24 protein-coding genes are annotated in these 23,637 nt (G+C 61.1%); 10 read left to right on the top strand and 14 right to left on the bottom strand.

Going from position 1 to position 23,637, the window contains the following annotated elements; translation table 11 throughout:
* Positions 1-18: 18 nt before the first annotated feature.
* The gene (locus tag HU715_RS21195) at positions 19-450 is read left to right on the top strand and encodes an OsmC family protein (RefSeq protein ID WP_186708210.1); all 432 of its coding nucleotides are present in this window, start codon (positions 19-21) and stop codon (positions 448-450) included.
* Positions 451-599: 149 nt separating this feature from the next.
* On the top strand, positions 600-833 hold the full coding sequence (locus HU715_RS21190; RefSeq protein ID WP_186708212.1) for a DUF1161 domain-containing protein: 234 nt from the start codon (positions 600-602) through the stop codon (positions 831-833).
* A 6-nt stretch (positions 834-839) separates the two neighbouring features.
* Here HU715_RS21190 and HU715_RS21185 read toward each other — a convergent pair whose 3' ends face one another.
* Together HU715_RS21185 and HU715_RS21180 are read right to left on the bottom strand one after the other, a co-directional pair.
* Positions 840-1,265, bottom strand: coding sequence for a PA0061/PA0062 family lipoprotein (locus HU715_RS21185; protein WP_186708214.1), 426 nt, complete (start codon positions 1,263-1,265; stop codon positions 840-842).
* A 40-nt stretch (positions 1,266-1,305) separates the two neighbouring features.
* Positions 1,306-1,719, bottom strand: coding sequence for a PA0061/PA0062 family lipoprotein (locus HU715_RS21180; protein WP_186708216.1), 414 nt, complete (start codon positions 1,717-1,719; stop codon positions 1,306-1,308).
* 58 nt (positions 1,720-1,777) lie between these two features.
* Between HU715_RS21180 and HU715_RS21175 the strand changes: the two genes are divergently transcribed.
* Positions 1,778-2,869 (top strand): aminopeptidase, encoded by a 1,092-nt coding sequence (locus tag HU715_RS21175; protein WP_186708218.1) that lies wholly within the window; start codon positions 1,778-1,780, stop codon positions 2,867-2,869.
* Positions 2,870-3,138: 269 nt separating this feature from the next.
* On the opposite strand, the gene HU715_RS21170 is transcribed toward HU715_RS21175, so the two are convergent.
* The 3 genes from HU715_RS21170 to HU715_RS21160 all read right to left on the bottom strand — a co-directional run bounded on the left by HU715_RS21170 (position 3,139) and on the right by HU715_RS21160 (position 4,947).
* The gene (locus HU715_RS21170) at positions 3,139-3,414 is read right to left on the bottom strand and encodes an HU family DNA-binding protein (protein ID WP_003177201.1); all 276 of its coding nucleotides are present in this window, start codon (positions 3,412-3,414) and stop codon (positions 3,139-3,141) included.
* Between the two features lie 191 nt (positions 3,415-3,605).
* On the bottom strand, positions 3,606-4,754 hold the full coding sequence (locus HU715_RS21165; protein WP_186708220.1) for an NAD(P)/FAD-dependent oxidoreductase: 1,149 nt from the start codon (positions 4,752-4,754) through the stop codon (positions 3,606-3,608).
* Positions 4,755-4,779: 25 nt separating this feature from the next.
* Positions 4,780-4,947, bottom strand: coding sequence for a rubredoxin (locus HU715_RS21160; RefSeq protein WP_003177199.1), 168 nt, complete (start codon positions 4,945-4,947; stop codon positions 4,780-4,782).
* Between the two features lie 175 nt (positions 4,948-5,122).
* Between HU715_RS21160 and HU715_RS21155 the strand changes: the two genes are divergently transcribed.
* Both HU715_RS21155 and ubiA read left to right on the top strand, forming a co-directional pair.
* Complete coding sequence (locus HU715_RS21155; protein ID WP_186708222.1) at positions 5,123-5,686, top strand: chorismate lyase; 564 nt, start codon at positions 5,123-5,125, stop codon at positions 5,684-5,686.
* Positions 5,686-6,576, top strand: coding sequence for a 4-hydroxybenzoate octaprenyltransferase (gene ubiA / locus HU715_RS21150; protein ID WP_186708224.1), 891 nt, complete (start codon positions 5,686-5,688; stop codon positions 6,574-6,576). The genes HU715_RS21155 and ubiA overlap by 1 nt, the downstream gene beginning before the upstream one ends.
* A gap of 180 nt (positions 6,577-6,756) precedes the next feature.
* Here the strand turns inward: ubiA and HU715_RS21145 are convergent, their stop codons facing one another.
* Positions 6,757-7,140 carry a COG4315 family predicted lipoprotein gene (locus HU715_RS21145; protein ID WP_186708226.1) on the bottom strand — a complete coding sequence of 128 codons (384 nt, stop codon included), beginning with the start codon at positions 7,138-7,140 and terminating at the stop codon, positions 6,757-6,759.
* A gap of 152 nt (positions 7,141-7,292) precedes the next feature.
* On the opposite strand from HU715_RS21145, the gene phoB reads away from it, so the two are divergent.
* The 3 genes from phoB to HU715_RS21130 all read left to right on the top strand — a co-directional run bounded on the left by phoB (position 7,293) and on the right by HU715_RS21130 (position 10,859).
* Positions 7,293-7,982, top strand: coding sequence for a phosphate regulon transcriptional regulator PhoB (gene phoB / locus HU715_RS21140; protein ID WP_003177195.1), 690 nt, complete (start codon positions 7,293-7,295; stop codon positions 7,980-7,982).
* Positions 7,983-8,118: 136 nt separating this feature from the next.
* Positions 8,119-9,405 carry a phosphate regulon sensor histidine kinase PhoR gene (gene phoR / locus HU715_RS21135; RefSeq protein ID WP_189656306.1) on the top strand — a complete coding sequence of 429 codons (1,287 nt, stop codon included), beginning with the start codon at positions 8,119-8,121 and terminating at the stop codon, positions 9,403-9,405.
* Between the two features lie 113 nt (positions 9,406-9,518).
* Complete coding sequence (locus HU715_RS21130) at positions 9,519-10,859, top strand: hemolysin family protein (RefSeq protein ID WP_186708230.1); 1,341 nt, start codon at positions 9,519-9,521, stop codon at positions 10,857-10,859.
* Positions 10,860-11,012: 153 nt separating this feature from the next.
* Here the strand turns inward: HU715_RS21130 and HU715_RS21125 are convergent, their stop codons facing one another.
* The 8 genes from HU715_RS21125 to HU715_RS21090 all read right to left on the bottom strand — a co-directional run bounded on the left by HU715_RS21125 (position 11,013) and on the right by HU715_RS21090 (position 21,809).
* On the bottom strand, positions 11,013-11,909 hold the full coding sequence (locus HU715_RS21125) for a peptidoglycan DD-metalloendopeptidase family protein (protein WP_186708232.1): 897 nt from the start codon (positions 11,907-11,909) through the stop codon (positions 11,013-11,015).
* A 237-nt stretch (positions 11,910-12,146) separates the two neighbouring features.
* The gene (locus HU715_RS21120; RefSeq protein ID WP_186708234.1) at positions 12,147-13,094 is read right to left on the bottom strand and encodes a response regulator; all 948 of its coding nucleotides are present in this window, start codon (positions 13,092-13,094) and stop codon (positions 12,147-12,149) included.
* Between the two features lie 168 nt (positions 13,095-13,262).
* Positions 13,263-14,024, bottom strand: coding sequence for a phosphate signaling complex protein PhoU (gene phoU, locus HU715_RS21115; RefSeq protein ID WP_186708236.1), 762 nt, complete (start codon positions 14,022-14,024; stop codon positions 13,263-13,265).
* A 113-nt stretch (positions 14,025-14,137) separates the two neighbouring features.
* Complete coding sequence (pstB, locus tag HU715_RS21110) at positions 14,138-14,971, bottom strand: phosphate ABC transporter ATP-binding protein PstB (RefSeq protein ID WP_053127038.1); 834 nt, start codon at positions 14,969-14,971, stop codon at positions 14,138-14,140.
* 164 nt (positions 14,972-15,135) lie between these two features.
* Positions 15,136-16,806, bottom strand: coding sequence for a phosphate ABC transporter permease PstA (gene pstA / locus HU715_RS21105; RefSeq protein ID WP_186708238.1), 1,671 nt, complete (start codon positions 16,804-16,806; stop codon positions 15,136-15,138).
* A 15-nt stretch (positions 16,807-16,821) separates the two neighbouring features.
* Positions 16,822-18,855 (bottom strand): ABC transporter permease subunit, encoded by a 2,034-nt coding sequence (locus HU715_RS21100; RefSeq protein ID WP_186708292.1) that lies wholly within the window; start codon positions 18,853-18,855, stop codon positions 16,822-16,824.
* A 406-nt stretch (positions 18,856-19,261) separates the two neighbouring features.
* Positions 19,262-20,260 (bottom strand): phosphate ABC transporter substrate-binding protein PstS, encoded by a 999-nt coding sequence (locus tag HU715_RS21095; protein ID WP_186708240.1) that lies wholly within the window; start codon positions 20,258-20,260, stop codon positions 19,262-19,264.
* Between the two features lie 250 nt (positions 20,261-20,510).
* A complete protein-coding gene (locus HU715_RS21090; RefSeq protein WP_186708242.1) occupies positions 20,511-21,809 on the bottom strand; it encodes an MFS transporter in 1,299 nt (432 codons plus the stop codon).
* 375 nt (positions 21,810-22,184) lie between these two features.
* Between HU715_RS21090 and HU715_RS21085 the strand changes: the two genes are divergently transcribed.
* Together HU715_RS21085 and HU715_RS21080 are read left to right on the top strand one after the other, a co-directional pair.
* A complete protein-coding gene (locus tag HU715_RS21085) occupies positions 22,185-22,589 on the top strand; it encodes an acyl-CoA thioesterase (protein ID WP_003177184.1) in 405 nt (134 codons plus the stop codon).
* 57 nt (positions 22,590-22,646) lie between these two features.
* Positions 22,647-23,546: a D-hexose-6-phosphate mutarotase gene (locus HU715_RS21080; RefSeq protein ID WP_186708244.1), complete on the top strand. Its 900-nt coding sequence runs from the start codon at positions 22,647-22,649 to the stop codon at positions 23,544-23,546.
* Positions 23,547-23,637: the final 91 nt, after the last annotated feature.

The raw sequence follows: 23,637 nt of genomic DNA, 5'->3' as shown, positions 1-23,637 counted from the left end.
GATCTTCAGGAGGCAGACATGGCTATCATCAAGAAAGCATCGGCTCATTGGGAAGGTGACCTGAAAACCGGAATCGGCTCGATTTCCACGGAAACCGGCGTGTTGCGCGAGGCGCCCTATGGCTTCAAGGCGCGGTTTGAAGGCGGCAAGGGCACCAACCCCGAGGAATTGATCGGCGCGGCCCACGCTGGCTGCTTTTCCATGGCCTTTTCGATGATCCTCGGCGACGCCGGCCTCAAGGCCGACAGCATCGACACCAGCGCTGAAGTGACCTTGGATCAGGTCGAAGGCGGTTTCGCGATCACGGCGGTCAAGCTGATACTCAAGGCGAAAATCCCCGGCGCGAGCCAGGCGCAATTCGACGAATTGAGCAAGAAGGCCAAGGAAGGGTGCCCGGTTTCCAAGGTGCTGAACGCCCAGATTACCCTGGATGCGACGTTGGTGAACTGACCCATGAAAGGGTCGCAGCCTTCGCAGGCATTGTCGAAGGCTGCGATTTCTTGAACACGGTCGAGCTGTTTACCCTGGCGCAATTATGATCGAATGAAGCCCGCAGTTTCAGCGCACAGGCAGTGCGTGCTGCCATGAGGAATTCGAACATGAAACGATCAGCCCTGGTGGTCATCGGCTGCGCATTCGCTGCATCAGCCCTTGCGGCTCCCAAATCCTGTGAAGAGCTGAAAGGGGAAATCGAAGCGAAGATCCAGGCGAACAACGTGTCGTCCTACACGCTGGAAATCGTCACCAATGACGAAGTTCACGACCAGAACATGGTGGTGGGCAGTTGCGATAACGGCACGAAGAAAATCATCTACCAGAAGAACGACCGCTAGGGATTCCTACGGAACGCAATTGATCTGCCGTTCCTCGGCGACGATTTGACGCTTGTCGTCATAGAGCCGGGCGCTCGGCGTGAATGCCAGGTTGCGAGCCTCCAGACGATAGCGCTGGCCGGCCTCGAAATGGTCGTAACGCACGAGCATGTAGCACATCCGCTCTTGGGGTTCGGCCTGCATGCCCAACCCACCCCCACTGAATACTTCGAAGTCGAAGCGCACTTTCAGTTCGTGGCTGCCCGGCGAAACCTGGAAGAACCGTCCGTCGCGCAAGCGCTGGCCGTCCAGGCTTTCAGCCATCAGCATTTTGCCGCCCGGCATGGGCGTAGCAAAATCAACCCACGCCATGTTCGGGTCGACCTGGGGCAGCGGGCTCGTTGCGCAACCGCTCATAGAGACCAGGGCCAGTAACAGCAAGGATAAGCGCATGATGAGTTTCCTTAAAACCAGGCCCTGAGCATAGCGCCAATCACGTTTGTTGGCAGCCCGCCGGCGTACCTTGCCCCACCACCTTGCGCTGCTGATCGTAAAGCTTGGCCCATGGCCGGAAACCAATGCTGCCGGCCTGCAGCTGGTAACGTTGGCCTGCGTTGAAATCCTTGAATTTCAGGTTCAACCGGCAATCGCGCCACAGCGGCTCCGCGTCCGGGCCGATGTTGCCGGGTTCGACGGCAAACTGGTAACGCACCGTCAACTCATGGCTGCCGGGTTGCACTTCGAAATAACGTCTGTCGACGGACATCTTGTCATCGACTTCCAGCGCCTGTAGCGCGGTGTCCTGCTGATTGCCCAGATCGATCCACGCTTGGGATGGATCGGGGTCAGGCAAGCCGGCACAACCGGTGAGCAACAACAGGCCACTCGTCAGCATCAACACGCGCATAGCGAAGCTCCAGGCAAGCGAGATAGTCTTGTGGGCAGACTTCCCAGGGTGATTCCAATTGATCAGGCCGCGTTCAAGCCATCGGTTACTCGACCGTGTTTTCCAGATTTTGTTTCCAGGCCTCCTGCTTTTGTTACTGAACGGTTGCGCTAGCGCCGGTTACTACAGCCAACTCGTCGGCGGGCAGCTGCGGTTGTTGCAGGCCCGCGAGCCTATCGACCAGGTCATTGCCGACCCCGCCCGCGATGCCCAGCTCAAAGCGCACTTGGCCCAGGCGCGTGAGGCACGGACGTTCGCCAGTAATCACCTGCATCTACCGGACAATCGAAGCTATCGCCTGTATGCGGATATTGGCCGGCCGTTCGTAGTCTGGAACGTCTTCGCCACGCCAGAGTTTTCCCTGGCACCGCACAACCATTGTTTTCCCATTGCCGGTTGCGTGGCTTATCGCGGCTATTACAGCCAGGGCGCCGCCCGTGGCGAGGCCGCGTTGCAGCGCTTGCAGGGCATGGACGTCACGATTGGTGGGGTAGAAGCCTATTCGACGCTGGGCTGGTTCGACGATCCGATCCTGAGTTCGATGATGCATTGGGGCGACGAACGCCTGGCGACGCTGATCTTTCATGAACTGGCGCACCAACGGTTTTATGTACAGGACGACACTGAATTCAATGAGTCCTTCGCCACCTTCGTCGAACAGGAAGGCACCCGGCAATGGCGCGCCAGTCGTGAGCTGACGCCAGACAATGGCAAGCAGGTGCGCCAGCGCGACCAGTTCATCCAACTGATCCTCGATACCCGCCAGCGCCTGGAAAAGCTCTACGCCCAACCCTTGCCGGCCGAGGGAATGCGCCAACGCAAAGCGGCGGAGTTCGAACGCCTGCGCACCGACTATGAGCAACTGCGCGATACCCAATGGGCAGGCGACAAACGCTACGACGCCTGGGTCTATGCGCCCTTGAACAATGCACGATTGCTGCCGTTCGGGCTGTATGACCAGTGGGTGCCGGCGTTTGTGGCGCTGTTCAAGCAGAAGGATGGGGACTGGGTTGGGTTTTACGCGGCGGTGGAACAGCTGGGCAAATTGCCGATCGACGAGCGCAAGGCGGCCTTGAAGGTGTTGGCGCAGCCGAAGACTTCCGCGGACTAGGCCGGCGCCATCGCGAGCAAGCTCGGTCCCACTTAGGCATCTCCAACCTGTGGCGAGGGAGCTTGCTCCCGCTCGGCTGCGCAGCAGTCGTCGCTTTTTTGGGGCCGCTTCGCGACCCAGCGGGAGCAAGCTCCCTCGCCACGGATAACGGGCACCAAGCCATCGCTGTCTCAAACTGCTTGCAAGCCACACAAAAAAGGGCATGCCGATTCATCGGTATGCCCTTTCGATTGCTGCTTTCTTCCCCCTGGCCGAGGTACTCGTCGCAATTATGGGTTAACGCTGTCTTTCAAGAACTTGCCTGGTTTGAAGGCAACGGTGTTGCTGGCCTTGATCTTCACTGGCTCACCGGTTTGTGGGTTCTTGCCAGTGCGGGCGCCGCGGTGGCGTTGCAGGAAAGTGCCGAAGCCCACCAGGGTAACGCTGTCCTTGCGGTGCAGGGCGCCGGTGATTTCTTCGAGAACGGCGTTGAGGACGCGGTTGGCTTGTTCTTTGGTGAGGTCTGCTTTTTCCGCGATGGCGGCGGCGAGTTCTGGTTTACGCATGAATGAAGCCCCTTTGACGGTTTTTTTGTTGTTATGTCCGTGCTGTTCTCTTTGGAACAGCCCCTAAGGCGCCGCAGGCTCTACTCTGCGGCAGACGGGAGTGAGGATGGCACGGTGCCGAAAACCGCGCCAGTGTCCGGAAGACCTTTGTGGGACCAAAAGTAGGGTTTTTGCGACAGAACGACCAGTATTTACGCCAGCAGGGCTGGAAGCTCCTTGTTCAGCGCCAGTTTCTCCATCACTGCCGTGCCCGTCAGCGCGTAGCCCAACAGATTGCCTTGAGCGTCTCGGCACAGTGCCTTGATGTCCGCGCCCTGCCCTTCGACGCTCCACACGCCTTCGCTGCCTCGTGGTGGCGGCGACACGACCAATGGGCACACCGGGGTTTTTACGGTAATCGGCATGGCACCGTAACTGACGGCAGTCGGGTTGCCGGCCAGGGTTTGGGCCAAGGCTCGGGCGCAGCTCATCAGCGGCATGACATACAGCAGGTTCAAGCCGTCGACCTCGGCGCAATCGCCCAGGGCGTAGATATTGGCGTGGGAGGTTTTCAGGTGACGATCGACCACGACGCCGCGGTTGACCACCAGCCCGGCGGCCGCCGCCAGGTCGATGCGTGGACGCAGGCCGATGGCCGAGACCACCAGGTCGCAGGCGATCACCTGGCCGTCGGACAGGTGCGCCTCCAGCCCATCGGCGACCTTCTGCAAGCGGTTGAGCACAGGGCCCAAGTGGAAGCGCGCACCGAGGCTTTCCAGCCCGGCCTGGACCGCTGCCGCAGCGGCCGGATGCAGCAGCGTCGGCATGACTTGCTCGCACGGCGCCACCAACTCGACTTCGTAGCCCCCCAGGCTCAGGTCGTTGGCGAACTCGCAGCCAATCAGACCGGCACCCAACAACAACACCCGGCGCTTGCCGACGGCCGCAGCCCTGAAGCGCGCGTAGTCTTCCAGGTCGTTGATGGGAAAGATCAGGTCCGCCGCGTCGCCCTGTACCGGCACGCGCACGGTTTCGGCGCCCCAGGCCAGGATCAGGTCGCGGTAATTCACCGCCTCCTCGCCGATCCACAGCCGTTTGTGGCCCGGATCGATACCGCTGATGCGGGTGTGGGTGCGCACCTCGGCCTTGAGTTGTTCGGCCATGGCCCCCGGTTCAGCCATGCTCAAACCGTCGGCATCTTTGTTCTTGCCAAAGCCCGTGGAGAGCATCGGCTTGGAGTATGAACGACCGTCGTCCGCGGTGATCAGCAGCAGCGGGGTTTCGCTGTCGAGCTTGCGAAACTCCCGGGCCAGGTTATAACCGGCCAGCCCAGTACCGACGATGACGACAGGTGCACTCATGTTGCTCTCCATTTAAATGAAACGATCAGTTGATTTCGATCATTTCGAAATCCATTTTGCCGACACCGCAGTCCGGGCACAGCCAGTCCGCCGGTACATCTTCCCAGCGAGTGCCGGGCGCGATGCCATCGTCAGGCCAGCCGTCAGCTTCGTTGTAGATCAGGCCGCAGACGATACATTGCCACTTCTTCATTCCAATACTTCCTCGAGATGTCAGGCCTTGGCCGGTATTTTCCGGCTCAGGGCCGTTTTGTACTGATCGGTCGCGCCAGATGCAAGCACGATCGGCAGGCAGCAGGCCGGGCCGGTCAAAACCCGTGACCGACATGGTAAGCTCGCGGCCTCATTTGCTGCCATTCAAGACCTCTGTGCCGCATACAAATTCGATTTTTCCTACACTCCAATGGCTGCCCCAGCACCTGCTGTCGCCCCGCCCCGATGCCGGTGTACTCGATTGGTTGTTCGACGAAGGCTCCCTGACTCGGCGCCTCACGCGCCTGTCGGACGGCCATTTCAGCGTGACCCCATTGTTCGAAGGCTGGCAGCCATTGCGCGCCGACGAATGTGCCGCGCTGGACCTGACCGAGGGCAGCGAAGGTTGGGTACGCGAGGTGTATCTACGCGGTCGCGACCAGCCTTGGGTGTTCGCCCGCAGCGTGGCGGCGCGCAGCGCCTTGCAGGGTGACGGGTTGCAGATGGACGAGTTGGGCAGCCGCTCCCTGGGCGAATTGCTGTTTTGCGACCAGGCGTTCCAGCGCCGGGCCATCGAGGTTTGCCATTACCCCGAGGCCGGCTTGCCGGAAGACGTACGCGCCAGTGGCCTGTGGGGTCGCCGTTCGCGTTTCGACCGCGGTGCGTTGAGCGTGCTGGTGGCGGAAATCTTCCTGCCCCGCTTGTGGACCGTCGCCCGCGCCTATTCGGAGAATTGCTGATGTATGTGCAACTGCTCAAATCCTTGAATCGCCTGAACCCACGGGCATGGGACTTCGTGCAACTGACCCGCATGGACAAGCCCATCGGCATCTACCTGCTGCTGTGGCCGACGTTGTGGGCACTGTGGATTGCCGGTGAAGGCTCGCCGTCCATCGCCAACGTGGTGATTTTCATCCTCGGTGTGGTGCTGACCCGTGCTGGCGGCTGCGTGATCAACGACTGGGCCGACCGCAAGGTGGACGGCCACGTCAAACGCACCGAACAACGCCCGCTGGTGAGCGGCAAGATCAGTTCGAAAGAGGCGCTGGTGTTCTTCGCCGTGCTGATGAGCGTGAGTTTCCTGCTGGTGTTGTGCACCAATGCACCGACCATCCTGCTGTCCCTCGGCGGCCTGGCCCTGGCATTCAGTTACCCGTTCATGAAGCGTTATACCTACTACCCGCAAGTGGTGCTGGGGGCGGCGTTCTCCTGGGGCATGCCGATGGCGTTCACCGCCGAAACCGGGCATCTGCCGGCGGCCGCCTGGTTGCTGTACATCGCCAATTTGCTGTGGACAGTGGGCTACGACACCTATTACGCCATGACCGACCGGGACGACGACCTGCGCATCGGCGTGAAGTCCACGGCGATTCTGTTTGGCGATGCCGACCGGGTGATCATCCTGACGCTGCAAGGCCTGGCCTTGGGTTGCCTGCTGTTGGCCGGGTCGAAATTCCAACTGGGTGGCTGGTTCCACCTGGGGCTGGTGGCCGCGGCCGCGTGCTTCGCCTGGGAATTCTGGTACACCCGAGGCAGGGACCGGATGCGCTGCTTCCAGGCTTTCTTGCACAACCATTGGGCCGGCTTGGCGATTTTCGTGGGGATTGTGTTGGATTACGCGTTGCGCTGAAACCGAGCCCCTGCACTAAACTTTGGCTCATGCCAGCATTGAACCTTGGCTTATGAAAGCCTTTGTGGCGAGGGAGCTTGCTCCCGCTGGGCTGCGGAGCGGCCCAAGATTTTTGCGGTCGCTGCGCAACCGAGCGGGAGCAAGCTCCCTCGCCACAAAAAAGCGTCTCAGCGGGACGCGTTATTTAGCCTTGGCCACTTTCCAGGCGCCGTCCATTTTGCCGTCGCCGGTCATGTCTCCGGCCTTCTTGTCCATCACGAAGGTGTACAGCGGCATGCCCTGATAGGCCCACTGCATTGAGCCATCATCGCGCTTGATTACGGTCCAGTCGTCCTTGGATTCATCACCCGCCTCAGCCATCAGCGGTGGCCAGTTAGCCGCACACTTGTCATTGCATGCCGACTTACCAGCCGAGTCTTTGGCGAAGGTGTAAAGGGTCATGCCCTTATGGTCGGTGAACATGCCATCCTTCTCCATTGCAGGATCGGCAGCCATCGCAACCCCAGGCAGGGCCAGAGCAGCTGCCATCAGCAGGGCTTTGAAAGAAACAGTCATTTGTTTCATGGAAACCTTCCTTTGTAGTTGTCAGGATTCGGACTGAAAAGCGTAGTCCAGGATCCCCTCCCTTGCCGCAGGACGAAATAACTGTCACACGACTGCAATAATTCCGTTATCTAATGCGGCGCAAGACAGTTAAATGACAAGAGGATTACCCCATGGTTGGCAGGAGCATTCTGATCGTCGACGACGAGGCGCCCATCCGCGAGATGATCGCCGTTGCGTTGGAGATGGCCGGCTATGACTGCATGGAAGCAGAAAACTCTCAACAGGCCCATGCCATCATCGTCGACCGCAAGCCCGACCTGATCCTGCTGGACTGGATGCTGCCCGGCACGTCAGGCATCGAACTGGCGCGACGGCTCAAGCGCGACGAGCTGACCGGTGATATTCCGATCATCATGCTCACCGCCAAGGGCGAAGAGGACAACAAGATCCAAGGCCTGGAAGTCGGCGCCGACGACTACATCACCAAGCCGTTCTCCCCACGGGAGCTGGTGGCGCGCCTGAAGGCCGTGCTGCGACGCGCCGGGCCGACCGATGGCGAAGCGCCGATTGAAGTCGGTGGCCTGCTGCTCGACCCGATCAGCCACCGCGTGACCATCGACGGCAAACCCGCCGAGATGGGCCCGACCGAATACCGTCTGCTGCAATTCTTCATGACTCACCAGGAACGTGCCTACACCCGCGGCCAACTGTTGGACCAGGTCTGGGGCGGTAACGTCTACGTCGAGGAACGCACCGTGGACGTGCATATCCGACGCCTGCGCAAGGCCCTCGGCGATGCCTATGAAAATCTGGTACAAACCGTGCGCGGCACCGGTTATCGTTTTTCGACAAAGGCTTGAGAGCAGCTGCAAGCGTTCAGCTACTAGCGGCAAGTCAAAGCCGCGTAGCTCTTCGCTTGCCGCTTGAAGCTTGGAGCTGCTTTTCTCCCAAGGATTTTCCGTGAATCAAAACTGGCATGGCACCCTGATTCGCCACATGTTGTTGCTGGTGACTGGCTGTTTGCTGATCGGCCTGATCAGCGGTTATTACGGCTGGAGCCTGGCCGCGGGCCTGGGGCTTTACCTGGCCTGGACACTCAAGCAATTGCTGCGCCTGCATGAATGGCTGCGCCTGCATCAACCCGACGAAGCCCCGCCCGACGGCTATGGCTTATGGGGTGAGGTGTTCGACAGCATCTACCACCTGCAACGGCGTGACCAGCGCGTTCGCGGGCGCCTGCAGGCGGTAATCGACCGGGTCCAGGAATCCACCGCCGCGCTGAAAGACGCGGTGATCATGCTCGACAGCGAAGGCAACCTGGAATGGTGGAACCGCGCTGCCGAGACCCTGTTGGGCCTCAAGACACCCCAGGACAGCGGCCAACCGGTGACCAACCTGGTGCGCCATCCGCGCTTCAAGGAATATTTCGAGCAAGCCAATTACGCCGAGCCGCTGGAGATCCCTTCGCCCACCAATGACCGGTTGCGTATCCAGCTGTACATCACCCGCTACGGCAACAACGAGCACTTGATGCTGGTGCGCGACGTCACGCGTATCCATCAGTTGGAACAGATGCGCAAGGATTTCATCGCCAACGTTTCCCACGAATTGCGCACGCCGTTGACGGTGATCTGCGGCTACCTGGAGACCCTGCTCGACAACGTCGAGGAGGTAAATCCGCGCTGGAGCCGGGCCTTGCAGCAGATGCACCAGCAAAGCGGGCGCATGCAGACCCTGCTCAACGACTTGTTGTTGCTGGCGAAGCTGGAAGCCACCGATTACCCGTCCGACAACCAGCCGGTGCCGATCGACGACCTGCTGCAAATCATTGTCGAAGATGCCCAGGAGCTGTCCGGTTCCAAGCAGCAGACCATCACCCTGGAAGCCGACCCGGCCGTGCAGCTCAAAGGCAGCGAGGCGGAACTGCGCAGCGCGTTTTCCAACCTGGTGTTCAACGCGGTCAAGTACACGCCGGAGCAGGGCCGCATCCATGTGCGCTGGTGGGGCGACGAGCAAGGCGCGCACCTGAGCGTACGCGATTCGGGCATCGGCATCGACAGCAAGCACCTGCCGCGCCTGACCGAACGTTTCTACCGCGTCGACTCCAGCCGCAACTCCAATACCGGTGGCACCGGGCTGGGCCTGGCCATTGTCAAACACGTCCTGCTGCGCCATCGCGCCCGCATGGAGATCAGCAGCGTGCCCGGCCATGGCAGCACGTTTACCTGCCATTTCGCCCCGGCCCAAGTGGTTCGCACACACCTCGCTCGCCCCGCTGATTGAAAGCGCCCCCTAGGCAATCGCCGAGTCAGCCGCTACATTGACTGACTTGCGCCTGCCTTTTCAGGCGCTCATTTTCAATTCCTACGACTATTCGGAACCCGCAAAACCCCATCATGGACCCTTCCCCTGGCTTGTCCCTCGTCACACTCTTCGCCGAATTCGGCATGATTCTTTTTGCTCTGATCCTGGTTCTGCTCAACGGATTTTTCGTTGCGGCCGAATTCGCCATGGTCAAGCTGCGTTCGACCCGGGTCGAGGCCATCGCCGAGCAGAACGGCTGGCGCGGGCATATCCTGCGCACCGTCCACAGCCAGCTCGACGCTTACCTGTCGGCATGCCAGCTGGGTATCACCCTGGCATCCCTGGGCCTGGGCTGGGTCGGTGAGCCAGCGTTTGCCCACATCCTCGAGCCGTTGCTGGGCGCGATTGGCGTGCAGTCGCCGGAAGTGATCAAAGGCGTGTCGTTCTTCACCGCGTTCTTCATCATTTCGTACCTGCACATCGTGGTCGGTGAACTGGCGCCCAAATCCTGGGCCATCCGCAAACCCGAGCTGCTGTCGTTGTGGACCGCCGTGCCGCTGTACCTGTTCTACTGGGCCATGTATCCGGCGATCTACCTGCTCAACGCCAGCGCCAACGCCATCTTGCGCATCGCCGGCCAAGGCGAGCCCGGGCCCCATCACGAACACCATTACAGCCGCGAAGAACTGAAGCTGATCCTGCACTCCAGCCGGGGCCAGGACCCGAGCGACCAAGGCATGCGCGTGCTGGCCTCGGCCGTGGAAATGGGCGAGCTGGAAGTGGTGGACTGGGCCAATTCCCGGGAAGACCTGGTGACGCTGGAGTTCAACGCGCCCCTCAAGGAAATCCTGGCGATGTTCCGTCGCCACAAGTTCAGCCGTTATCCGGTGTACGACAGCGAGCGCCAGGAGTTCGTCGGCCTGCTGCACATCAAGGACCTGCTGCTGGAACTGGCGGCCCTGGACCACATTCCCGAATCGTTCAACCTGGCCGAACTGACCCGGCCGCTGGAGCGCGTGTCGCGGCACATGCCGCTGTCGCAGTTGCTGGAGCAGTTCCGCAAGGGCGGCTCGCACTTCGCCGTGGTCGAGGAAGCCGACGGCAACATCATCGGCTACCTGACCATGGAAGACGTGTTGGAAGTGCTGGTAGGTGACATCCAGGACGAACACCGCAAGGCCGAACGCGGGATCCTGGCCTACCAGCCGGGCAAGCTGCTGGTACGTGGCGACACGCCGCTGTTCAAGGTCGAGCGCCTGCTGGGGATCGACCTGGACCACATCGAAGCCGAAACCCTGGCCGGGCTGGTCTATGAAACCCTCAAGCGCGTGCCGGAAGAGGAAGAGGTGCTGGAAGTCGAAGGCCTGCGGATCATCATCAAGAAGATGAAAGGGCCGAAGATCATCCTGGCGAAGGTGTTGATGCTCGATTGAGCATCAAACTTCCCGCAAGTTGAAGGCATAACCCGCTGTGGCGAGGGAGCTTGCTCCCGCTGGGTCGCGAAGCGGCCCCCAAAAGCGACGACTGCTTCGCAGCCGAGCGGGAGCAAGCTCCCTCGCCACAAAAAGCCTCCCGAATCTATAGCGCTACTGCTTGCCCAACGCAAAGTTGGGCAAGTCGCCCACCGGTTGATTGAACTGGTAGGGGATCGACACCAGCCCCAACCCGGTATTGCGCTGCACCACGAAATGCAGGTGCGGGCCTGAACTGTTGCCGGTATTGCCCGACAACGCCAACGGCGTGCCCACCGCGACCCGCTGCCCTTCCCGTACGCTCACCGAACCTTTCTGCAGGTGCAGGTAGACGCCCATGGTGCCGTCGTCGTGCAGCACCCGCACGAAGTTGCCCGCTGGGTCGTCCCCGCGGCCGGTCTGTTCGTTTTCGGTCTTGATCACCACGCCTCCCCGCGCGGCGATGATCGGCGTGCCGACGGGCATGGCGATGTCCATGGCGTAGCGGTTCTTCGGGCCGTAATGGCTATATTGGCCGTTGGCGCCTTGGCTCAGCCGGAATGGCCCGCCGCGCCAAGGCAGCGGGTATCGATAGGCCTCGGCGTCGCCTGCAGGGTCGCCCAGGGAATATTCGAACCTTGGGGTATACACCAGCGGCCGGCCGGGCCGGGTAGCCGTCAACAGCGCCAGGCGCAGGTTGCTGCGTGCCGGCAGCACCCGACGAATCGGCCGGCTCGGTGCCCCGCTGACATTGCGCAGCCCGGCGAAACTCAACTCGATCTCCACCGGCGCGTACAAATCGTTGCGCACGAACACCGCGTCCGCGCCATTCTGCTTCTTGATATCGAGAAACACCTGGCGCTCCAGGCGTTCGACCATGCGGTCGCGGAACACGAACACCTGGGCGCCCCTGCTGGGACGGTCGCTATAGGACACCACGCCATTGGCATCGGTGGATTTGTAGATGGTCATGGCCATGGCCGGGGTGGCGGCCAGGACGAGACCACAGGCGAACAGCAACGGCACGAGCATGGGCAAGAATTCTGTCGATAAATGAAGGCCTGTACAGCAGCCTAGCAGCTGGGATGGACCAGCGTAGTCGACGGATGTTTCAAAATTGGATCAGTGATTGCTGTTAAAGCTGATGGCCCCATCGCGAGCAGGCTCGCTCCCACAGGGGGATCTGCTGTGGACACAAATTTTGTGAACAACTGAGATCACTGTGGGAGCGAGCCTGCTCGCGATAGCGGCCTGAAGGGCGCCGCCGAATCAGGCGCCCGGTACGAAGTGCTTCTGCGCCGTGCCGCGGGCGATCAGGCGGGAGATGTAGTCGAGCTTCTGCGGGTCTTTGTCGACGAAGCGGAACGTCAGTTGCAGCCATTCGCTGTCGGGCGTCTGCTCATGGGCGACGATGGCGTGCAAATAGCCGTTGAGACGCGCGGTTTCGGCGTTGTCGCCCTGTTCCATGTCCAGCACCGCGCCTTCGAGTACTTGCGGCAGGGTGTCGGAGCGTTTGACCACCAGCAGCGCTTCCTTGAGGCTCAGGGCCTTGATCACGCATTGCTGGGTGCCACTGGACAGGCGCAACTGGCCTTGGCCGCGATTGGCCGTCGAAGCGGCGGCCACCGGTGCCTTAACCGGTGGGCTGTTGAGCAAACCACGAGCCGGAGCAGCAGCAGCGGCGGGAGCGGCAGCCGGTTTGGCAAACGGATTTACCGCTGGCGCCGACGCAACCGCCGCCACCGGAGCCTTGCCGCCCGTCAGGGCGCTGAGGGAGTCATTGCCGAACGCCGAGTTCATCTTGGTCGGAGCGCTGTTCATCAGCGTGTCGAGCTTGCCGACCTTGTGCAGGGCCTGCTTGACCTTGGTCAGCAACTGCTCGTTGGTGAACGGCTTGCTGACATAGCCGGAAACGCCGGCCTGGATCGCCTGTACCACGTTTTCCTTGTCGCCGCGGCTGGTCACCATCACGAACGGCATGCCCTTGAGATTGTCCTGCTGGCGGCACCAGGTCAGCAGTTCCAGGCCGGACATTTCCGGCATTTCCCAATCGCACAGCACCAGGTCGAACGCCTCGCGAGCCAGCAGGGCCTGGGCTTTCTTGCCGTTCACCGCGTCTTCGATACGCACGCCCGGGAAGTAGTTGCGCAGGCACTTCTTCACCAGGTCACGAATGAACGAAGCATCGTCCACGACCAACACACTGACCTTACTCATCCAGATACACCTCTAAAAAATCCCGGCAAGCATACCGCTTTTACTGATGGCACATTGCCAAAAAACCTTCAGTCACGCCGGGACTTTTCGTTCGCGGGGTGCTGCTTTCGATGAAAAAAAATCCAAAAAAAAGCCCGACCAGAAGGCCGGGCGCTTTTCTTGGCAATCTTACTTATCGTCAGTTGCGCCCGGAACATTAGCGGTTTCGGACAGGGTGCCCTCAACTTCTTCCTTCATGCGCTTGAGCCCCATATGGCGCACATCGGTGCCGCGCACCAGGTAGATGACAAGTTCCGAGATGTTGCGCGCATGATCGCCGATACGCTCCAAGGAACGCAGCACCCAGATAATGCTCAACACCCGGGAGATGGAACGCGGGTCTTCCATCATGTAGGTCGCCAGCTCGCGCAGGGCGGTCTTGTATTCGCGATCGATGATCTTGTCGTACTGGGCCACCGACAACGCCAGGTCGGCGTCGAAGCGGGCAAAGGCATCCAGCGCGTCGCGAACCATGTTGCGCACCTGGTCGCCAATGTGGCGAACCTCGACGTAACCACGCGGCGCTTCGCCTTCTTCGCACAACTGGATGGCGCGACGAGCGATCTTGGTGGCTTCGTCGCCGATCCGCTCAAGGTCGATGACCGACTTGGAGATGCTGATGATCAGCCGCAGGTCGGACGCAGCCGGCTGGCGACGGGCCAGGATACGCAGGCACTCTTCGTCGATGTTGCGTTCCATCTGGTTGATCTGGTCATCGATTTCGCGCACCTGCTGGGCCAGGCCGGAGTCGGCCTCGATCAGCGCGGTCACCGCGTCGTTGACCTGCTTTTCCACCAGCCCGCCCATGGCCAGCAAGTGACTGCGCACTTCCTCAAGCTCGGCATTGAACTGTGCGGAAATGTGGTGAGTAAGGCCTTCCTTCGAAATCATGGTTTTGCTCCGCAAAAGCTGTGAGCTGCAAGCTACAAGCTGCAAGCTGATGTGTGTCGTTACTCGGTTCGCTTTTACTTGCCGCTCGCAGCTTGACGCTGGCGGCTCTACGGCTAGCCGTAGCGACCCGTGATGTAGTCTTCGGTCTGTTTCTTGGCCGGATTGGTGAACAGCGTATCGGTATCGCCAAATTCCACCAGTTTGCCCATGTACATGAACGCGGTGTAGTCGGACACCCGCGCCGCCTGCTGCATGTTGTGGGTCACGATGACGATGGTGAACTTGGACTTGAGCTCGTAGATCAGCTCTTCGACTTTCAGCGTCGAGATCGGGTCCAGGGCCGAGCAGGGTTCGTCGAGCAGCAGCACTTCCGGCTCCACGGCGATGGTACGGGCGATCACCAGGCGCTGCTGCTGACCACCGGACAGGCCCAGGGCCGACTCATGCAGACGGTCCTTGACCTCATCCCACAGTGCCGCGCCCTTGAGGGCCCATTCCACGGCTTCGTCGAGGACGCGCTTTTTGTTGATGCCCTGGATGCGCAGGCCGTAGACCACGTTCTCGTAGATGGTTTTCGGAAACGGGTTAGGCTTCTGGAACACCATGCCGACGCGACGACGCAGCTCGGCCACGTCTTCGCCCTTGCGGTAGATGTTGTTGCCGTAGAGGTTGATTTCACCTTCGACGCGGCAGCCGTCCACCAGATCGTTCATGCGGTTGAAGGTGCGCAGCAAGGTCGACTTGCCGCAACCCGACGGGCCGATGAACGCGGTGACGCGCTGTTTCGGGATATTCAGGCTGACGTCGTACAGTGCCTGTTTCTCGCCGTAGAACAGGTTCAGGCCGGGCACTTCGATGGCGACGGTTTCCTGGGCCAGGTCCAGGCTCTGCTTGTCGCGGCCCAGGGCCGACATGTTGATGCCGTGTGTATGTGCTTCGTGTTGCATGGGAGGCTCCCTGTGCTAACAAATTCGGTTTGGTTGGCCACCCGAGTGGCCACGCCAATCTGTGTATTTGTGGGAGCGGGCTTGCTCGCGAAAGCGGTGTCTCAGCTTGCATCTCTATTGGATGTGCCGCCGTCTTCGCGAGCAAGCCCGCTCCCACATGAAAATCAACTATCCAGTGCTTTGTATTTTTCGCGCAGGTGGTTACGGATCCACACCGCCGACAGGTTGAGGGTGGCGATCACCAGCACCAGCAGCAGTGCCGTGGCGTAGACCAACGGCCGCGCTGCCTCGACGTTCGGGCTCTGGAAGCCGACGTCATAGATATGGAAGCCCAGGTGCATGATCTTCTGGTCCAGGTGCAGGTACGGGTAGTTACCGTCCAGCGGCAGCGACGGGGCCAGCTTCACCACGCCCACCAGCATCAACGGTGCCACTTCACCGGCGGCACGGGCCACGGCAAGGATCATCCCGGTCATCATCGCCGGGCTCGCCATCGGCAGGACGATTTTCCACAAGGTCTCGGCCTTGGTCGCGCCGAGGGCCAGGGAGCCTTCGCGCACGGTGCGCGGGATCCGCGCCAGGCCTTCTTCAGTGGCCACGATCACCACCGGCACCGCCAGCAGCGCCAGGGTCAGGGACGCCCAGAGCAGGCCCGGGGTGCCGAAGGTCGGCGCCGGCAAGGCTTCGGGGAAGAACAAACGGTCGACCGAACCGCCCAGCACATAGACGAAGAAACCCAGGCCGAACACACCGTAGACAATGGCCGGAACGCCGGCGAGGTTGTTCACCGCGATGCGGATCAAGCGGGTCATCGTGCCTTGGCGGGCATATTCACGCAGGTAGACAGCTGCCAGCACGCCGAACGGCGTGACGATCATCGCCATGATCAGGGTCATCATCACGGTGCCGAAAATCGCCGGGAAGATGCCACCTTCGGTGTTGGCTTCACGCGGGTCGTCGCTGAGGAATTCCCAGACCTTGCTGAAATAGAAACCCATCTTGGTGAACGTGCCCATGCCGTTTGGCTGGTAGGCGTGCACCACTTTGCCGATTTCGATTTCCACTTCCTTGCCGTTGGCATCGCGGGCCGTCAGGCTGTCGCGGTTGAACTGCGCATGCAGGTCGGCCAGGCGCGCTTCGATGTCCTTGTAGCGGGCGTTGAGTTCGGCGCGTTCGCTTTCCAGGTCGGCCTGGGCGGCGGCGTCGAGCTTGCCGTCCAGTTCCAATTTACGACCGTGCAGGCGGATACGCTCCAGGCCGGCGTTGATGGCGCCGATGTCGACTTTTTCCAGGGTCTTGAGCTCGGCGGCCAACTGGTTGACGCGCTGTACCCGAGCCTGCAGTTGCGGCCAGGCGGCCTCGCCTTCGGCGATGACCTTGCCGCCTTCCTTGACGTTGACCAGGTAGCCGTAGAAATTGCCCCACTCACGACGCTCGATGGCCATCAGTTCCGGCGGCGTCGTCTGGTTGGTCAGCCAATCGCCGACGATCCAGGTGAAGTCGGTGCCGTTCAGGTCGCGGTTGCCGACCTTGATCAGTTCGCGGGTCATGAACTCGGGGCCTTCGTCCGGCACCGGCAGGCCGGCGCTTTTCAGGCGCTCACGAGGCACTTCTTCTTTCTGTACGACTTCGCCGACCACCAGGTGCGCAGGCAAGCCCGGTACGTTGTAGCTGGCGTGGATCAGGTCCGCCGGCCAGAAGTGGCCCAGGCCGCGCACGGCGATCACCGCCAGCAGGCCAATGGTCATGATGACCGCGATGGACACTGCGCCACCGCTGATCCAGACGCCGGGGGCGCCGCTCTTGAACCATCCTTTCAGGGAGTTCTGTTTCACAGACTTCTACCTTTCTTAAAGCGACGAATATTTCTTGCGCAGACGCTGACGGATCAGCTCGGCGAGGGTGTTCATGACGAAGGTGAACAACAGCAGCACCAGGGCCGACAGGAACAGCACGCGGTAATGGCTGCCGCCGACTTCGGATTCCGGCATCTCCACCGCCACGTTGGCCGCCAAGGTGCGCAGGCCTTCGAACAGGTTCATTTCCATGACCGGCGTGTTACCGGTGGCCATCAACACGATCATGGTCTCGCCCACTGCACGGCCCATGCCGATCATCAACGCCGAGAAAATGCCCGGGCTGGCGGTGAGGATCACCACGCGAGTCATGGTCTGCCATGGCGTGGCACCGAGGGCCAGGGAGCCCAGGGTCAGGCCGCGCGGCACGCTGAACACGGCGTCTTCGGCGATGGAGTAGATGTTCGGGATCACCGCGAAGCCCATCGCCAGGCCGACCACCAAAGCGTTGCGCTGGTCGTAGGTGATGCCCAGGTCATGGGAGATCCACATGCGCATGTCGCCGCCGAAGAACCAGGTTTCCATGTACGGGCTCATGTACAGCGAGAGCCAGCCCACGAACAGGATCACCGGGATCAAGAGGGCGCTTTCCCAACCGTCCGGCACTCGCAAGCGAATGGATTCCGGCAGGCGACTGAAGGTGAAACCGGCGACCAGGATGCCGATGGGCAGCAACATCAGCAGACTGAAGATGCCCGGCAGGTGCCCTTCGACGTACGGCGCCAGGAACAGGCCGGCGAAGAAACCGAGGATCACCGTCGGCATCGCTTCCATCAGCTCGATCACCGGCTTGACCTTGCGACGCATGCCCGGGGCCATGAAGTAGGCGGTGTAGATCGCCGCGGCCACCGCCAGCGGCGCGGCCAGGAGCATCGCGTAGAACGCCGCTTTCAGGGTACCGAAGGTCAGCGGCGAAAGGCTCAGCTTGGGTTCGAAGTCGGTGTTGGCGGCGGTCGATTGCCAGACGTATTTAGGTTCGTCGTAGTTTTCGTACCAGACCTTGCTCCACAACGCGCTCCACGACACTTCCGGGTGCGGGTTTTCCAGCGTCAACGGTTGCAGCTTGCCACCCTGTTCGACGATCAGGCGGTTGGCCCGTGGCGACAGGCCGAACAAGCCTTGGCCGTCGACCACTTGGTCCACCAGCAGAGTGCGGTGGGCGGTGCTGTGGAACACGCCCAGCTTGCCGGCGGCGTCGAGCGCCACAAACCCCTTGCGACGTTCTTCGGCGCTGATCTCGACGATGGGCGCGCTGCCCATCTGGAAGGTACGAATCTGTTTGAAGCGCAGCTCGCCGTCCGGGTCGCGAGCCATGAACCACTGGGCCAGGCCGCCCTTGGAGTCGCCGATGATCAGCGAGATCCCGCCGACCAACTGGGCGGCGGCGGTGACTTGGGCCTCGCCGTTCTCCAGCAGTTTATAGCGACCGTTGAGGCTCTTGTCCCGCAGGCTGAACACATCGGCCTGGGCGCGACCGTTGACCACGTACAACCATTGCTGGCGCGGGTCGACGAAAATATTCTTCACTGGCTCGGTCATCTGCGGCAGATCGATACGCGTCTGCTCGCTGGTGACTTCACCGGTCATCATGTTTTCTTCGCTGGTGAGCGACAGTACATACAGCTGGGCGCCGCTGGAGCCGGCCAGCAACAGGGTCGAATCGGTGGCGTTGAGGCTGACGTGCTCCAAAGGCGCGCCCTGCTCGTTCAACGCTATCGGCGCCTCGCCGTAAGGGTATTCGATGGCGGGCGAAATGGTTTTCTTGCCGTCGGGATAGCTGACTTTATAGGTGTGGCGGAACACCAGGGCCTGGCCGTTGGACAGGCCGATCGCCACCAGTGGGCTGCCGGGTTGGTCTTCCGCGATGGAGACCACAGTGGCGCCGGCAGGAACCGGCAGGTCGACACGGCGCAGTTCGGCGCCGCTGTCGAGTTCGTAGAACAGTGCCTGGCCCTTGTCGGAAACGCGCATGGCCACTTGGTTCTGTTCTTCGATGGCGATCATCAGCGGTTTGCCGGCGTCTTGCATCCAGGCCGGGGTGATCGAATCCTTGGCGGTCAGGTCCGCGCCCTGGAACAGGGGCAGCACCACGTAGGCCAGGAAAAAGAAAATCAGCGTGATGGCTGCCAGGACGGCGAGACCGCCGACCAGCACATACCAGCGCGTCAGGCGATCCTTGAGCGCGCGGATGCGCCGCTTGCGTTGCAGCTCAGGCGTATTGAAGTCAATGCGCTTGGGAGGGGAAGTCGTAGTCATTGTGGAGTTGGCCAGATCATTCATGCGCACACCCTAGCGATCCTGTATGACAGAAAGATGACAGTGAAGTGACGCAACAAATCCGCCGCCAGCTAGAAGCGGCAGCGGATGGGAAAATTGGGCGGTGGCAGTGGTGTCCACTCCCACCGCAGCCCGGGCGTTGGCCCGGACTCAGGTATTACTTCTTGGCGACGCTGCCGCCTTCCGACAGACCCAGGTCAGCCAGTGCCTTGGCGGCTACTTTGGCTGGCAGTGGGATGTAGCCGTCCTTGACTACGACTTCCTGGCCTTGCTTGGACAGGATCAGCTTCACGAACTCGGCTTCCAGCGGGGCCAGAGGCTTGTTCGGCGCCTTGTTGACGTACACGTAGAGGAAACGCGACAGCGGGTACTTGCCGTTCAGGGCGTTTTCTTCGGTGTCCTCGACGAACTCGCCGCCTTCTTTCTTGGCCAGGGCAACGGTTTTCACGCTGGCGGTCTTGTAGCCGATACCCGAGTAGCCGACGCCGTTAAGCGAGCTGCTGATCGACTGCACAACCGAAGCCGAACCAGGCTGTTCGTTGACGTTTGGCTTGTAGTCGCCTTTGCACAGGGCTTCTTCCTTGAAGTAGCCGTAGGTGCCGGATACCGAGTTACGACCGAACAGTTGCACTGGCTTGTTGGCCAGGTCGCCGGTCACGCCCAGGTCGCCCCAGGTCTTGACGTCAGCCTTGGCGCCGCACAGGCGAGTCGAGGAGAAGATCGCATCGACCTGAGCCATGGTCAGGTGCTTGATCGGGTTGTCCTTGTGCACGAATACGGCCAGGGCGTCCACGGCTACCGGGATAGCGGTTGGCTTGTAGCCGTATTTGGTTTCGAAGGCCTGCAGCTCGTTGTCCTTCATCTTGCGGCTCATCGGGCCCAGGTTGGCGGTGCCTTCGGTGAGTGCGGGTGGCGCGGTGGAGGAACCGGCGGCCTGAATCTGGATGTTTACGTTCGGATATTCTTTCTTGTAGTTCTCGGCCCACAAGGTCATCAGGTTGGCCAGGGTATCGGAGCCGACGCTGGAGAGGTTGCCCGATACACCAGTGGTCTTGGTGTAGCTCGGGATCGCAGGGTCAACAGCGGCAACCGCGTTGGCAGTCGCAACGCCAGCAGCGACAAACGTCATTGCCGCCATCAAACGCTTCAGTTTCATGCCTTACTCCTAGCAGATAGGGTGTGTTAAGTCGGCAAAGTATCGGTAAGCCGTATGAACACTCTATGGCTGAAATATGACAATTGGATGAAAGGCCAGCATTGAGTTTTGCAGGATGATTCTTGTGGCGAGGGAGCTTGCTCCCGCTTGAGTGCGCAGCACTCACAAAAACGGGGTGTCGCTGCGCAATCCAGCGGGAGCAAGCTCCCTCGCCACAATGAACACACCCGCCTTAGGTGGGCAGCGCCGCCTAGCGCCCCTGCTTCCAGAGATACCCGCCCACCACAATCCCGATCCCACAGATGGCCGCCACATAATATGCCGGCCCCATCGAGCTCTCTTTCAGCAACAGGGTCACGATCATCGGCGTCAACCCGCCAAAAATCGCGTAGGCCAAGTTGTAGGAAAACGACAGGCCGCTGAAGCGCACCACGGCCGGGAAGGCGTTGACCATGACATAAGGCACCGCGCCGATGGTGCCTACCAGCAAGCCACTCAGGGCATACAGCGGGAACAGCCACTCGGGGTGGTCGAACAAGCAGTGATAGAACGTCCAGAAGGTGATCAACAGCAAACCACTGCCGAAGACAAACACCCGGCCGGCACCAAAACGGTCGGCCAGCACACCCGCACCAATGCAACCCAAGCTCAGGAACACGATCGCCAGGCTGTTGGCCTGCAGCGCGACGGTCGGGCTGAAGTGGTACACCGTCTGCAGCACGGTCGGTGTCATCAGGATAACCACGATGACGCCCGCCGACAGCAGCCAGGTCAGCAGCATGGAAATGGCGATGGCGCCGCGATGATCACGCAGCACGGCCCGCAGCGGCACTTCCTCGGCCAGGGCCTTGCGCAGTTGCAGTTCGGCGAACACCGGGGTTTCGTGCAGCCAGCGGCGCAAGTACACCGAAAACAGCCCGAACACGCCACCCAGCAGGAACGGGATCCGCCAGGCGTAATCGGCCACTTCCACCGGTGTATAAATGCTGTTGATCGCCGTTGCCACCAGCGACCCCAACAGGATCCCCGCCGTCAGGCCGCAGGTCAGCGTGCCACAGGCATAGCCGATGTGGCGCGCCGGAACGTGTTCGGAAACGAAGACCCAGGCGCCCGGCACTTCCCCGCCGATGGCCGCGCCTTGGATCACCCGCATCAGCAACAACAGGATCGGTGCCCACATGCCGATCTGTGCATAAGTCGGCAACAGCCCCATGATCAGGGTCGGAACGGCCATCATGAAGATGCTCAGGGTGAACATTTTCTTGCGCCCCAGCAGGTCGCCGAAGTGGGCCATGATGATCCCGCCCAGCGGCCGGGCCAGGTAACCGGCGGCAAAAATGCCGAACGTCTGCATCAGGCGCAGCCACTCGGGCATTTCGGCCGGGAAAAACAATTTGCCGACCACGGTGGCAAAGAACACGAAAATGATGAAATCGTAGAACTCCAGCGCACCGCCCAGAGCTGAAAGCGACAGGGTCTTGTAATCGTTGCGGGTCAATGGACGTGCCGGTTGTGCGGGCGTCGCCGTGCTCGAAGGTGCAGTGGTCATGGCAAGGGCTTCTCTTATAGTCGGTTCTGCAACCCTGGCAACTCGGGTTGGGGCCTGGGCAGGTTCGGCACGATAGCAAATTGTTCGAAAAAGCACATAGAGGCGCGTATTTGACAGTCGAAATCAGAACCGAGTGGTCGTCTCGACGTCTATCGCCCGATATACTCGCAACTTTGCAGTACTCTGTAAGGGGTTGCTGTGCGAAAACGTCGTTGGTGATGTAGTACAAGATCAGCCGGTTTCGCAGAGTTTCCCTTTGGCACGCCTTTACGAAAAACGTGACGAACGCAGTATGTTCGGGCTGAATCGTTTTTTACGAAGACGGCTATTCACCTGAAGTACCAGACAGCGTTACGGGTCAGAGGCACCCCCGGCATGATAGAGCTCGAACAAGAAGATCCCATCCCGCAAGGCGACCTGGCCCTGCAAATCACCGCGCTCCCACGGGAGACCAACGGCTTCGGCGATATTTTCGGCGGCTGGCTGGTGTCCCAGATGGACTTGGCCGGCACCGCCATGGCCAGCAAAGTGGCCGGCGGACGCGTGGCCACCGTGGCGATCGATCGCATGGCGTTCCTGGTGCCGGTGGCGGTGGGCGCGCAGTTGTCCTTCTATACCCAGGCGCTGGAAATCGGCCGCAGCTCGATCCAGATGATGGTCGAGGTCTGGAGCGATGACCCGCTGTCCAGTGAATGGCGCAAGGTGACCGAGGCGGTATTCGTCTTCGTCGCCATCGACGGCAGCGGTCGTACCCGCTCGGTTCCGCCGCGCGCCCGTTAAACACGGCGACCGTTTTGCGGTCCATTGCAGTCCCTGTCACCGAACGAGATTTGCAACATGCCTACGCCCAACGTCGACGCGGTCAAACTGGATGAACTGAACGCCTGGCGCATCCGCCACGGTCAGGCCGAGTTGCTGGTGGCCCAGCAAGGCGCGCACATCCTCAGTTATCAAGTGGACGGCCAGCCGCCACTGATCTGGCTCAACGACCAGGCCACATTCAAGGCCGGCAAGAGCATCCGCGCGGGCGTGCCGGTGTGCTGGCCGTGGTTCGGCAACCTGACGCGCAACCCCGACAGCGTGCAGGCCATGCGCGTGAGCAATGACCCGGCCACCGCCCACGGCCTGGTGCGGGCGATGGATTGGGAACTGAAGGGCATCGAGGCCGAAGGCGAAAGCCTGAAAATCGAATTCATGCTGCCTTATCCCGAAAACGGCCTTGCGGGCTGGCCTCATCAGGTCGACCTGACGCTGGCCATCGTGATGGACGCGCAACTGCACATCCGCCTCACCAGCCATAACCGTGGCAGCGAAACCGTCAGCCTCAGCCAGGCGCTGCACAGCTACTTCGCCGTGAGCGACGTGCGCAACGTGCAGGTCGAAGGCGTCGATGGCTTGAACTACATCGAGACCCTCGACGACTGGAACACCCACACCCAGGCCGGCGACCTGCATTTCACCGGCGAGACCGACCGTATCTACCTCGACACCCCGCCGACGCTGAGCATCGTTGATCCGCAGTGGCAACGACGGATCGAGCTGACCAGCAGCGGTTCGCGCTCGGCGGTGATCTGGAACCCCTGGATCGAACGCGCCAAGGCCTTCAGCGACATGGCCGACGATGGCTGGCAGCGCATGCTGTGCATCGAGACGGCGAATGTGATGGAGGATGTGGTGACGTTGTTGCCGGACGCCAGCCATACCCTGGGTGTGAGCATTTGCAGCAAGCCGCTCTAAGCCACACCACAAGAAACCTGTGGGAGCGGGCTTGCTCGCGAAGGCGGTGTGTCAGCCAACATACATATCGACTGACACACCGCCTTCGCGA

The organism is Pseudomonas zanjanensis, assembly GCF_014268745.2.
GTDB lineage: Bacteria > Pseudomonadota > Gammaproteobacteria > Pseudomonadales > Pseudomonadaceae > Aquipseudomonas > Aquipseudomonas zanjanensis.
This window is presented reverse-complemented; position numbering and strand designations above follow the sequence as displayed.